This window comes from Caballeronia temeraria (genome assembly GCF_001544795.2).
Classification (GTDB): Bacteria; Pseudomonadota; Gammaproteobacteria; order Burkholderiales; family Burkholderiaceae; genus Caballeronia; species Caballeronia temeraria.
On the sequence record NZ_FCOI02000020.1, the window covers coordinates 100,845 to 113,965 of the forward strand.

The 13,121-nt window shown below is 66.8% G+C and carries 8 protein-coding genes; 6 read left to right on the forward strand and 2 right to left on the reverse strand.

All coding sequences use genetic code 11. The annotated features are described in order from the left end of the window. From tssM to AWB76_RS25565, 5 genes are read left to right on the forward strand one after another with little or no spacing between them, the layout of a single operon-like run. Entirely contained in the window at positions 1-3,630 is a 3,630-nt protein-coding gene (tssM, locus tag AWB76_RS25545) for a type VI secretion system membrane subunit TssM (RefSeq protein ID WP_061162912.1), read from the forward strand. After that, the gene (tagF, locus tag AWB76_RS25550; protein WP_061162913.1) at positions 3,627-4,394 is read left to right on the forward strand and encodes a type VI secretion system-associated protein TagF; all 768 of its coding nucleotides are present in this window, start codon (positions 3,627-3,629) and stop codon (positions 4,392-4,394) included. The genes tssM and tagF overlap by 4 nt, the downstream gene beginning before the upstream one ends. Further along, positions 4,391-6,253 carry a serine/threonine protein kinase gene (locus AWB76_RS25555; protein WP_061162914.1) on the forward strand — a complete coding sequence of 621 codons (1,863 nt, stop codon included), beginning with the start codon at positions 4,391-4,393 and terminating at the stop codon, positions 6,251-6,253. Before tagF ends, AWB76_RS25555 begins: the two co-directional genes overlap by 4 nt. 54 nt (positions 6,254-6,307) lie before the next feature. Beyond that, positions 6,308-8,080 carry a murein transglycosylase A gene (mltA, locus tag AWB76_RS25560; RefSeq protein ID WP_061162915.1) on the forward strand — a complete coding sequence of 591 codons (1,773 nt, stop codon included), beginning with the start codon at positions 6,308-6,310 and terminating at the stop codon, positions 8,078-8,080. Positions 8,081-8,104: 24 nt separating this feature from the next. Further along, entirely contained in the window at positions 8,105-8,812 is a 708-nt protein-coding gene (locus AWB76_RS25565; RefSeq protein WP_061162916.1) for a response regulator transcription factor, read from the forward strand. A gap of 25 nt (positions 8,813-8,837) precedes the next feature. On the opposite strand, the gene AWB76_RS25570 is transcribed toward AWB76_RS25565, so the two are convergent. Then, complete coding sequence (locus AWB76_RS25570; RefSeq protein WP_061162917.1) at positions 8,838-10,613, reverse strand: ATP-binding response regulator; 1,776 nt, start codon at positions 10,611-10,613, stop codon at positions 8,838-8,840. Positions 10,614-10,879: 266 nt separating this feature from the next. On the opposite strand from AWB76_RS25570, the gene AWB76_RS25575 reads away from it, so the two are divergent. Further along, the gene (locus AWB76_RS25575) at positions 10,880-11,611 is read left to right on the forward strand and encodes a hypothetical protein (RefSeq protein ID WP_061162948.1); all 732 of its coding nucleotides are present in this window, start codon (positions 10,880-10,882) and stop codon (positions 11,609-11,611) included. A gap of 250 nt (positions 11,612-11,861) precedes the next feature. On the opposite strand, the gene AWB76_RS25580 is transcribed toward AWB76_RS25575, so the two are convergent. Then, positions 11,862-12,989: a YbdK family carboxylate-amine ligase gene (locus AWB76_RS25580; protein ID WP_061162918.1), complete on the reverse strand. Its 1,128-nt coding sequence runs from the start codon at positions 12,987-12,989 to the stop codon at positions 11,862-11,864. Positions 12,990-13,121: the final 132 nt, after the last annotated feature.

Sequence of the window (13,121 nt, forward strand, 5' to 3'; positions counted from 1 at the left end):
ATGAAAAAAATCTTCGCGATCCTGTTTCATCCGGTGCTGCTGCTGATCGTCGGCTTGCTGCTGATTGCCGGCGCGATCTGGATCGCCGGGCCGCTTCTGTCGTTCGCGCGCACGTATCCGCTCGAATCGACGACGGCGCGCTTCATCGCGATCGGCTGCGTCGCGCTGCTGCTCGTGTTGCGGCACCTCTGGGCGGCGTGGCGCGCGCGGCGCACGCAGGCGGTGCTGTCGGCGGGACTGGCCGCGCCTGCCGGCATCCCGCTTCGCGCGAGCGCGCCGCCAAGCGCCGGCGACGCCGAAGTCGCGACGCTCGGCAAGCGTTTCGACGAAGCGCTCGCCGTGCTCCGCGACGCGCGCATCACCGCGTCCGGCAGAAAACCCGGCTGGCGCGACTGGGTGACGCTCTCGGGCCGGCAATATCTGTATCAGTTGCCGTGGTACATGTTTATCGGCGCGCCGGGCGCGGGCAAGACCACGGCGCTCGTGCATTCGGGCTTGCGCTTTCCGCTCGCCGAGCGCTTCGGCACCGACCGGATTCGCGGCGTCGGCGGCACGCGCAATTGCGACTGGTGGTTCACCGACGACGCCGTGCTCATCGACACGGCCGGCCGCTACACGACGCACGAAAGCGACCGCGACACCGATCAGACCGCGTGGCAAGGCTTTCTCGCGCTCCTGAAAAAGACGCGCCCGCGCCAGCCGATCAACGGCGTGCTGCTGACGCTCGCCGTCCCCGATCTGCTCGCCGCGACGCCCGCGAGCACGGACGAGACGGCATCGATCCTGCGCGCCCGCTTGCGCGAATTGACGAAGGCGTTCGGCACGCGTTTTCCGGTCTACGTGCTGGTCACGAAGACGGATCTGCTCGCGGGATTCACCGAATTTTTCGCGGACATGCCGAAGGACGAGCGCGCGCAGGTCTTCGGCTTCACGTTTCCCTTCGATCCGAAACACACGCTCGCCGATGCGGATTTCCGCGCGCGCGTCGATGCCGAACTGGATGCGCTCGAAGCGCGTCTCGTCGCGCGCCTGCCCGATCGTCTGAATGCCGAGAGCGGGCTGGCGCAGCGCGCGGCGATCATGGGATTTCCGCAGCAGTTCGCGGCGGCGAAACCGCTGCTCGCCGAAGCCTTGCACGCGACGTTCGTGCAGTCGAAACACGAGGACATGCCGCTGCTGCGCGGCGTCTATTTCACGAGCGGCACGCAGGAAGGCACGCCGATCGACCGCGTGCTCGGCTCGCTTGCGCGCGCGTTCGGCATCGAGCGCGGCGTGCAGCCGCCGCGTCCGTCGAGCGGGCGCAGCTACTTCATCGAGCGGCTGCTGACGCAGGTCGTGTTCGCGGAACAAGGGCTCGCCGGATCGAACCTGCAATGGGCGCGCAGGCGTCATCTGTGGCGGCTCGGCGCGTATGCGGCGATCGCGGCCGTGACGGCGGGCGTGCTCGCGCTCTGGGGCACGAGCTATCTGCGCAATCGCGCGTATGTCGCGAACGTCGAGCAGACCGCGCATGCGGCGAAGGAAGCCGTCGCGGGGACATCGGCGGCGGGAACGCAGCTCGTCGCGCTGTTACCGCTGCTCTCGGCGGTCCGCCATCTCGCCTCGACGCCGCAGGTCGATGCCGCGCATCCGCCCGTCGCGATGCAATTTGGCCTGTGGCAAGGCGCGAAGCTCGACGCCGCCGCGACCGGCGCTTACGAGCGCCTCCTGACCGATCTGTTCCTGCCGAAGCTCGCGGCGCGCATCGAGGAACAGGCGCGCAGCGCGAGCCCCGCGAACGCCGGCTACGCGTACGAAGCCCTTAAGGCGTATCTGATGCTGAACCAGCCCGACCATCAGGATGCCGATGCGCTCAAGGCGTGGATTCTCACCGACTGGGAGCGCTCGCTGCCGCGCGACATCGGCAACGAGGAACGCGCCGCGCTCGCCGGTCATCTCGATGCGCTCTTCGCGCGCGGCCTCGTGCATCCGAATCTGCCGTTCGACGAGCGCCTCGTCGCGCATTTGCGCGCGATGCTCGCCGGGAGCACGCTCGCCCAGCGCGTGTATGGGCGCGTGAAGCAGCAAGGCGCAGGGGCGGACTATCCGGAGTTCACCGTCGCGCATGCGGGCGGGCCGAATGCATCGCTCGTCTTCACGCGTGCGAGCGGCGCGCCGCTCACGCGCGGCGTGCCCGGCCTCTATTCGTTCGACGGCTATCACAAGGCGTTTCTGAAAGCCGTCGATGACACCGCCGCGCAGCTCGCCGCCGAAGAACCGTGGGTGCTCGGCATCCGCGATCAGAGCGGCCTGCCGCAAGGCGATCCGGCCGCGATGCAACGTCTCACCGAAGACGTGCGGCTCCTGTACTTGCAGGATTACGCGCGCATCTGGACGGAATTCCTGAACGATATCCGCATCGTGCATGCGGACTCGCTGTCGCAATCGACGCAGATCGCGCGCATTCTCTCCGCGCCCGATTCGCCGCTCGCCGCGCTCTCGAAGGCGGCGTCGCGCGAAACGACGCTCGGCGCGAAGCCCGAAGCCGAGACGACCGTCGTGGATCGCGCGAACGACAAGATCGGCGCGGCGCGCGACAAGCTGCTGAAGGTCATCCGCGGGCCCGATCCGACGCAAATCGCCACCGTCGCGCCGGGCGCGCAGCTCGAAAGCATCGTCGATGACCGGTTCACCGGACTGCGCGCGCTCGTCACGAGTCCGGGCGCGGGCCAGGCCGCGCCGATCGCGCAGACGCTCGCCGTCATCAACGACGTCTACACGTATCTCAGCGCCACCGACGAAGCCCTGCAGCAAAAGACCGCGCCGCCGCCGTCGGACGCGCCCGCGAAGCTGCGCTCGCTCGCGCCGCGCATGCCCGAGCCGATCCGCACCGCGCTGCTCGATCTCGGCAGCCAGGGCGCGGGGCAGGCGCAGCAGGCGCGGCGCGTGAATCTGTCGGCGGATCTGAAGGAATCGATTTCGTCCTTCTGCAATCGCGCGGTGAGCGGGCGTTATCCGTTCGATCCGGATTCCGGGCGCGACGTGCTGCCCGAGGATTTCGGCACGCTGTTCGCGCCGGGCGGCAAGTTCGACGACTTCTTCCAGAAGAACCTCGCGCCCGACGTCGACGTGTCCGCGAAGCCGTGGGCGTTCAAGAAGTCGGATTCGTCGGCGTCGCAGATCAGCCCGTCCGGGCTCGCGCAGTTCGAGCGCGCCGCGACGATCCGCGGCGTGTTCTTCCGCGGCGGCGGCAAGACGCCCGCGCTCGCATTGCAGTTCAAGCCGCTCGACATGGACCCGACGATCCTCTCCTTCACGCTCGACGTCGACGGGCAAGTGCTCACCTACGCGCACGGCCCGCAGATCGCCACCGCGATCCAATGGCCCGGCACGCGCGGTTCGGGACGCGTGAGCCTGCAACTGACGCCGCCGCCCACGAGCGGCGCGCGCAATCTCGTATTCGAAGGACCGTGGGCGCTCTTTCGCATGTTCGACCGGCTCGACGTGCAGCCGACCGAACAGCCGGAGCGCTTCATCGTCACGTTCGATGTCGAAGGGCGCAAGACGCGCTTCGAAGTGACGGCGAACAGCGTCGAGAATCCGTTCCGGCTCGCGGATCTGCGCGCATTTTCCTGTCCGGAGCGGCTATGAGCGATGCGGACGGCGTGGCGCTGGCCGGCGACGGCGCGGCGATCGCGGGCTGGTACGGCAAGCTGCCCTCGCTCGGCGATTTCGCGGCGCGGCGCCTTTCGGACGCGTTCGTCGCGCCGTGGGACGCGTGGCTCGCGCAGCGCGTCGCCGAAACGCAGCTCGCGCTCGGCGACGAATGGCTCGCACGCTATCTCACGTGTCCGGTGTGGCGCTTCTTCGCGATGCCGGGTGCGATCGCGCCGACGCTCGGGGCGTGCTGGACGGGCGTCGTGATGGCGTCGGTGGATCGTGTCGGAAGGCATTTCCCGTTGACGATCGCGGCGTCGATGCCGGCGGCGCCATCGACGGGAAACGAAGTCGCCGCGCTCTGGCAATGGCTTTCGGCGATCGAAGACGTGGCGCTCGCCGCGCTCGATTTCGATCACAGCATCGAGCGGCTCGACGCGCAGCTCGCGACGCTGCCGGTACCGCAGCCGCAGCCGGCGTACGCGGGCACGCGCGCCGCCGTGTTGCAGGAACCGTGGATCGTGCAGTCGGCGGCCACGCTCCCCGGCGCGCTCGCGCGCACGCTCGCGCCGGTCTGGCAGACGGAGGTCTACGGCATGAGCATGTGGACATCGGCGCAGACGCCGCCTCATCCAGAAAATGCGGACGTTGGCGGAGCAGAACGGAATCCGCCGCCGCGGCCGTTCACCATCTGGCCCGTGTACGGCCTGCCCGACACGGCGCTCTTCACCACCCTGCTGCGGGACTGCGGATCATGAATGCGACGGGCAGGCTACCGGGCGAGGACGACAGCACGACCAGCGGCAGCACGACTGGCAACGGCGGCAAGACCGAAACCAATCCCGGCGATGGCGACGAGGACAAGACGGTGATCGTCGGCGGCGGCGCGCGGGTGCCTTCATCGGCGATGCCGGGCATGAGCGCGCACGACGCCCCGCCGATGCACAACGTCCTGCCGCCCGGCACGCGCCTCGGCGAATTCGAGATCGTGCGGCTCATCGGCGAAGGCGGCTTCGGTATCGTCTATCTCGCGTTCGACACGTCGCTCGACCGCTATGTCGCGGTGAAGGAATACATGCCGGCGGCGCTCGCGTCGCGCGTCGGCGTGACGCAGGTTCAGGTCAAGTCCGAGCGCTACGAGCCGACGTTCCGCGCGGGCCTCAAGAGCTTCATCAATGACGAGGCACGGCTGCTCGCGCGCTTCGATCATCAATCGCTGGTGAAGGTGTACCGCTTCTGGGAAGCCAACGGCACCGCCTACATGGCGATGCCCTACTACAAGGGCGTGACGCTGAAAGACACGCTCAGGGCGATGAAAAAGCCGCCCGACGAAGCCTGGCTGCGCGCGCTGCTCACGCCGCTTCTCGATGCGCTTTCGGTGCTGCACGCGTCCGACTGTTTTCATCGCGATATCGCGCCGGACAACATCATCTTGCTGGAGGGAAGCCATCGGCCGGTGCTGCTCGATTTCGGCGCGGCGCGGCGCGTGATCGGCGACATGACGCAGGCGCTCACCGTGATCCTGAAGCCGGGCTATGCGCCGATCGAGCAATACGCCGAAGTGCCGTCGATGCGGCAAGGACCGTGGACCGATCACTATGCGCTCGCCGCGCTCGTGTACTTCGCGGTGACCGGCAAGACGCCGCCGCCGTCCGTCGGGCGCGTGGTGAAGGACAGCTATCAGCCGCTCGCGAAGCTGGCGGCGGGCCGCTATTCGGATCGCTTCCTCAAGGCGATCGATCATGGGCTCGCGGTGTCGCCCGCGCATCGGCCGCAGACGGACCGGCAGTTCGCGGCCGAACTCGGCATCTCGCTCGACGACGCGCCGCAGGCGCACGGCAAGGCCCGCGCGGGCGCGCTGGCGGGGCGGCGGCGCATCGGCTGGGCGCTCGGCGCGGCGTGCGTGCTCGCGGTGGCGGCCACGGCCGGATGGTTCGCGCCGCGGTTCACGTCGCATGGAACGTCCGCTGGCCGCGCCGCGAGTGCGCCAGTCGTGGCATCGGCGCCGGCTTCCGCCGTCGTCGTGGCGTCGGCGGTGGCGCCCGAGGCGGCATCGGCGGTCGCGCAGCCTGCGCCGCCCGCGCTGCCGCCGTTCACGCCGGACGGCGAATTCGCGCGCATCGTGTCGCTCGCGGATGCATCGTTCGATGTCAAGGTCGAGGTGCCGCTCGCGCGCGCCGTCGTCGACAAGGATTTGCTGCGTTTCGCGCTCACGAGCAATCGCGATGGCTACGTGTACGTGTTCGTCGTCGATCCGGCGAAGCAGTATCTGCAATTGTTTCCGAACGCGCTCGACCGCGATAACCGCATCGGCAAGAAGAAGCGTCTCGTGCTGCCGCGTCCGGGCTGGCCGATGCAGGCGGGCGAACCGGTCGGCGAGAATCATTTCGTCGTGATCGTGTCCGCCGCGCCGCGCGACTTTCCCGCGCTCGATCTCGCGCACGACGCCGTCTTCGCCAGTCTCTCGCCCGATGCGCAGAACGCGGCGGCGGCGCAGCGCACGCTCACCGCATCGCCGTTCGCGGGCGTGCCGTCGTGCGGCGAAAAGGCGTCCGTCTGCCCCGTCGCGTACGGCGCGGCGACATTCAAAATCGATGTCGTCCGTTCGTCTAGATAGATGAACGAAATCCGGAGACCACGCCGTTGGCTCCGGTGGCGAGACGAGGGCACCATGGCAACACCAACCAGGCCGCTGTCGAATCCATGCGCGGCAACGCGTTTGCGCACCGCATTTACTACGCTTGCCGCGTTCGTGGCCGTGGCGCTCGCCGGATGCGCGGGCACGCCGCCCGCGCCCGCCGCGCGAGACGATCAGTCCGCGCCGGCGACATCTTCATCGAACGACGACGACGCCCGCATGGTCAGCGCGACGGGCTCTGAACCGGGCATCGCGAATCCGTTGCCGGCGAGCCCGTCTGCAACGGTCAGCGCAAGCGCGACGCCTTTCGCAACGAAGAACGCGCTCTACACGCCCGTGCCGTTTTCGAGCCTGCCGGGCTGGGGCGCGGACAACGTCGCCGAATCCTGGGACGCGTTCCGGCGCAGTTGCGGCGTGCTGGGCGGCAAGCCGGGCTGGGCCGCGCCGTGCGCCGCGTCGCGCACGATCGATGCCGCGAACAGCGCCGCCATCCGCCGCTTCTTTGAGGACAACTTCACGGTCTATCAGATCCGCAACGTCGATAAATCCGCGCGCGGCGTGCTGACCGGTTATTACGAGCCGATCCTCAAAGGCAGCCGCGAGCGGCGTCCGCCGTTCGTCTATCCCGTCTACGGCGTGCCGACCGACATGCTGTTCCTCGACGCGCGGCGGCTGCCGCCGGGCGCGCGCGGCACGCCGGTTCCGGCGCGCATCGAAGGCCGCAACGTGGTGCCGCTCACGACCGTTTCGATGAGCGGCAAAACGTATACGCTGCGCATCGGCGATTCGATGCCGGACATCCGCGACAAGAAGCTGAGGCTGCGCCGCGACGGCGCGGACATCGTGCCCTACTACTCGCGCGCGGAGATCGAGCGCGGTCTGAGCCGCGCGCCCGTGCTCGCCTATGTGGAAGACCCCGCGATGCTCTATGCTATGCAATTACAGGGTGCCGGAAAGGTCGTGTTACCGGACGGCAAGACCGTCATCCGGCTCGCCTATGCGGAGCAGAACGGTTTCGCGTTCAACCCGCCTGTCGCCAGTGCTGGAACGAAGGGCCGCAAGGTTCTGGTGCGGGGCGTCGAGATCGACCTGGAAGAAGGCACCGTGGGCACTCAGAACACACAGAACGATATCGGCGGCGCCGCGTCCGACGATGCCCCTCAGTCCTCACTGTTGCGCGGCGCCCAGGACCTGCCCGCCGGCAACGCGGACGCCGCGCCCGAATCGCAACTCTTGCGCGGCTTCAATCTCACGAAGAGCGCCGCCGCCGCGCATCCTGCGCGCGTGAGTGCGTCGTCGGCTTCGGTCATGCCGTCGACGAAAGCCGAAACGCCATCGCTCGCGAGCGCGCCGCCGATCAGCTATACGTTCGCCGCATCCGATCCGAGCTACGTGTTCTTCCGCACGATCCCCGATTCGCCCGCCGGTCCCATCGGGGCGCTCGGCGTGCCGCTTTCCGCGGGACGCTCGGCCGCCATCGATCCGCGCACGACGCCGCTCGGCGCGCCGGTTTTCATCAACGCGAGCGAGGGCGCGGGTTCGTCCGTCACGCGTCTTCTGATGGCGCAGGACGCGGGCGGCGCGATACGCGGCGCGGTGCGCGCCGACTACTTTTTCGGCACCGGGCCGCAAGCGCAACAGCAGGCGAGCCGGATGAAGCAGCCCGCGCAGATGTGGGTGCTGCTGCCCAAGGGACTGCGGATTTCGGCGAAGGAAAGCGGCGTGCGCGTGCGAGGCGGCCCGATGATGCCGAGCGCCGATTGCGTCGTGAGCGATCCGGATCTGTGCGTCGACGAAACACGATGAGAACGCGCGCCAGCGGGAGAAAACATGAGGTTTCTCGTCGCCGATGATCACGAACTGATCCGCCAGGCCGTCAAGTCGCTGCTGCGTGGAATCGATCCCGAGGCGCAGTTCGACGAAGCCGACAACTGGGACACGCTCGCCGCCGCCGCGCGCCCGGAAGCGAATCACGATCTCGCGATCGTCGATCTGCATATGTCCGGCATGGAAAGCGCGGCGTCGCTGACGGCGCTCCTGAAGGCGAATCCCGCGTTGCCGCTCGTGGTGCTGTCGGCGGAAGAATCCGTCGATGAAATGCGCGCCGTGCTCGCCGCCGGCGCGCTCGGTTTCGTGCCGAAGCGCGAACCCGCCAACGTGATGGTGAAAGCGATCGAGCTGGTGCTGTCCGGCGGCGCGTATGTGCCGATCGAAGCGCTGAGTCTCATCGATCCGACGCCCGCGCGGCTCGCCCGTCAGAGCGCCGCCGAGCGTCCGCGCCCGGTGATGAACATGTCGGCGGCGCCGCTCGCGCCGCATCATCTTCATTTGATGGAAAACCTCTCGCCGCGTCAGCGCGAAATCATGCGGCTCGTGCATCGCGGCTGCACGAACAAGATGATCGCGCGCGAGCTGCAAGTGGCCGAAGGCACCGTGAAGGTCCATCTTTCCGTGATCTTCCGGGCGCTGGGCGTGCACAACCGGTCGTCGGCGATCGCGCTCATCAACGGCTGGCTGCAAGGCGGGCGCACGCTCTGAATCCGATTCACACGATGCGCCTCGCTCAGGCCGCTTCGTCCTGGCCGCGCGGCTGCAGCAGCACGTCGAGCGTGCGGCGCAGGCGCGTCGGCGTCACGGGCTTGTAGAGGATCGGCACGCCATCGGCCGCGAGCGCCGCCAGTCCGGGCGACGCCATGTCGCCCGTGATCAGCACGCTCGCCGGCTCGCCGTGCCCGCGCCGCCGCAACGCTTCGCGCACCGCCTGAAGCACCTCGGCGCCGGTTTCGTGCCGATCGATCTGGTAATCGCAGAGCAGCGCGTCGGGCACGAAGCCATCGGAAATCGCGCGCACGGCGGCGAGCTCGTCGCGGCAGCCGCGCACGATGCAGCCCCAGCGCGTCAAGAGCGCGCCGAGCGCGTCGAGGTTCGCGGGATCGTCGTCGACGCAAAGCACGCGGCGTCCTTCGATGCATCCGCCGACCGCCAGCGGCGCACACAGGCTCGCACTGACGAGGCTCGCATCGCCGAAGCGCACCGGCACGCGAATCGTCGTGCCGCGGCCCGGCTCGGAGCGCAGTATCGGCTCTTCGCCGAGCAGACGTGTGAGACGGCGCACCGTCGCCAGTCCGAGTCCGTGGCCCTGGCGCGCGGCATGCGGCGGCAGCGGCGCCTGATAGAACTCTTCGAAGACGAACGCATGCTCGCGCGGCTCGATGCCGATGCCCGAATCGCGCACTTCGACATGACCACGCGCCGGGTCGCAGCCATGCCGCACGCCAATCCAGATCGAGCCGCGCTCGGTGTAGCGCACCGCATTCGACACCAGATTGGCGATGATGCGTTCGAGCAGAACCGGATCCGTGAACGCGATGCATTGCGTCGGCGCGATGCGCAGCGCCAGTCCTTTCGCGGCGGCGGCGGGCCGGAACTGCCGCTCGATGCGCGCGAGCAATTCGGCAAGCGGGAAGTGCTGCGGCATGACCTGCGTCACGCCGCTTTCGATGCGCGCGAGGTCGAGCACCTGATTGAAGAGCTGATTGAGCGCTTCGACATTGGCGATGATGTGCTGCGCCGATTCATCACGTTCCTGCGCGCTCGCGCCGCCATCGCTCAATGCCTGCGCGAGCAGTCCGATCGCGTGCAGCGGTTGACGCAGATCATGACTCGCCGCCGCGAAGAAGCGTGTCTTCGCGAGACTCGCCTCCTCGATCACGCTTTTCTGGAGCGCGATGGTTTCGGCCTGCCTTTGCTGATGCACGCGCGCCTCCACGATGCCGCGAAACAGCTCGCGATACTGCGATCCGAACACGTGAACGGCGGTGACGAACACCGCGAGCACGACGCCCAGTTCGAAGCGGCCGTCCCCGGGCCACGCGAGGCTCATGACCGTGACGGGCAGAAGCAGGGTCAGCACCGCGCCCGACAGATTGAGCAGGCTCAGTCCGTTCGACACATAAGCGAGCGCGGCCAGCGTGACGAGCAACACCGCCTGCGCGGCGACGAACGGCGCGGACTCGCTCTGGAACGCGAAGCAGATGGCGATGCCGGGCGCCGCATGCAGCAGCACGTTTCTCAGCGCATGCAGTCGAATCCAGCGGCGGGCATCGAAACGAAGCGGATCGCGCCGCCGCCACGCCCACAGACAGATTGCGAAACAGTTCGCAATCCCATAGAAGATCAGGCACCAGAACACGGGCCGCCCGACATGCGAGTCCGGCAGACAGGACGTGCTCAGAAGCGCAACGGAACATGCGTGCGCGATGAAAGCACCCGGGTCCGCCGCGTAGAGCGCGCTCGCGAGATCCTCGTCGATCTCGCCCTGCTCACGATCGCCATGCATCTGTCATCCCCTTATTGCGTCGATTGCTTCGGGTGACGTCACGCATCGGGCGGACGTTGCGAACCTGCGGCAACCCAACTGCCGCGCGATTCCCTGGTCGCCTGCCTGACCGGTTTACCCAAAAGTTTAGTCAACGGATATGACTAATTCCATATTGGTCCTTCCATACGAGAAATCCATACTCAAGACGTTGCCACCTATTCGAGGGGATTGACAACGTGGAGACCTTGACCATAAATCCCGTCTGCGAGACGGGCGCGCCTTCGATGCTCACCGACCTGTGGCGCAGGCGCACGCAACTGTCGCAGGACGAAATGGCGTCCATCTACACGCTCGTGAAAGGCGCATTGCGCAGCTATCACCCGCCGGAGCTGCAATCGCTCAAGGAGGACAAGGAAGAACTCGTCGCGCAGTTCATCTATTCGAAAGTGCTGCGGCTCGAACCCGGACACGGCGAATCGCATTCGGGCGAGCAGAGCGCGCCATCGAGCGGTTATGCGGTATGCGCGTACTTCCGGCGCTTTCTGATCGATTGCCTGCGCAGCGCGAGTTATCAGCGCGATGTGTCGATGGAGCTCGACGGCATCGTCGCCCAGGTCGATGAGCACGCGCACGCCGTCGACGATCCGGTCGAGTCCGTGCTGCTGCAATACGGTCTCGACGAAGCGCGCGTGCGGGGCCGTGCGCGCGAGTTCATCGACCATCTCGACAAGTACGAGCAGCTCGTGCTCGCGGGCACGCTCGGCTGGTGTTCGGCCGGCAAGGGCGGCCTCTTCGGGCTGGCGACGCGGCATCACATCCCTTCGTATCACTATCGGGCGATGCGGCTCGGCGTCACGTTGAAGAAGTCGGCGCACAGCGCGGACTTCGCCGCGACGAAGATCGGCCGATGGATCAGCGGTGTGCTCGGCATCGCGATCGTCGCGGAGAATCAGGCGGTCATCCTGCTGGTGCTGAATCTGCTCGCGGTGGAGTCGAGTCAGACCGTGCCTTCGTGAACGGGCCTTCGGAACAACGGCGCGCCGGTCAGCCGGAGACGACGCGGCCCGCGACGGTCCGCATGAACTGATCGGCGGGCATCGGTTTGCCTAGGTGAAAGCCCTGCAGGTATCGCAGCCGAAGTGGCCGAGAAACGCCTGCTGCCCGGCGGTTTCGACGCCCTGCACGACCACGCGCAGAACTAGCGTGCGGCCAAGCGTGATGATCGCCGCGTCTGCAACCGCGATGACCGATGAGGCCTGAGAACGATTAACCAGTCGCCCGCGCGCCCCGCCAGATCTGACATTGCTGCCGGACGACTTCATGCAGCGAGTCATGCGCGCCGTAGACGCGGCGTAACCAGTCGGCATCGCTCAGGCCGGACGTTACGCTGTGCCTGATGAGATGAAGGCCCTCTTCCGCGCCCAGAACTTGCGCGTGACTCGAGATAGCGTCCAGCGTTTCGACGATCTCGCTGCGGATCGAACCACGCTGGCCCGTCTCGGGATTCACGCAGGTTCCGTCCAGACCGAAGCGACACGCCATGAACCGGTTCGTCCGATAGACTTCATAATCCCGCTCGCTGAGGCGCGCGGGTTTGCCCATCAGCAGATAGCGCGAAAGCGCCTGGATATAGGCTGCGATTGCCGCGGCCCATTCGACTCGAAGCGGCGTATCCATGACACGAACTTCGATCGTGCCGTATCCCGGACTCGGACGAATATCCCAGTAGAAGTCCTTCAGACTGTTGACGAGCCCCGTGTTCGTCATGCGATCGAAGTACTGCTCGAAATCGGACCATCTCGTCACGAAAGGCGCCTGCCCGGCCAAAGGAAACGGCGCGACCGAATTGAGCCTGGCGCACTGAAACTGCGTGTCGCTCCCTTGTACGAAAGGAGAAGACGCAGCCAATGCGATGAAGTGCGGCACGTAACGGGAAAGCGAATGCAGCAGAACGAGCGCCGAGTCGGCATCGGGACAGCCAACGTGCACGTGCTGGCCGAAGATCGTGAACTGCTGATACAGCGCGCCGTACAGCCCCATGAGGTACTCGGAGCGTTCGCGTCCGTCCGAACGCTGGTCGAACCAGTTCTGGAAGAAGTTGGTCCCGCCGCCGCATACGCCGACATTCAGAAAATCAGCGGCGTCTACCAGCGTATCGCGAAGAATCTGCAACTCGCTTCGCGCCTGATCGAAGCTTTTGCATACGCCAGTGGACAACTCGATCATTCCTTCCGTCGTCTCCGGATTGATCGCACCCGCGAAGCTCTTTTCCTTAACCCGGCTCAATAGCTCCGTTGTCGCCTTCGTCAGATTGTAGTCGTGCGTATTGACGACCTGAATCTCGAGTTCGACTCCAATCGTGAACGAATCTGAAGATGCGAATGGCTGCAGCATGAGAGGGTCCTCGTGCACGGAAGATGAAGATCAGAAGCAGCGTGACCATTCTACGCATCCTGGCTCGCGAGGAAGATGGGATTGCGCATCCGGTGCTCATGCAGATCGGCAGGCGGGAAAATCTACAGGAGC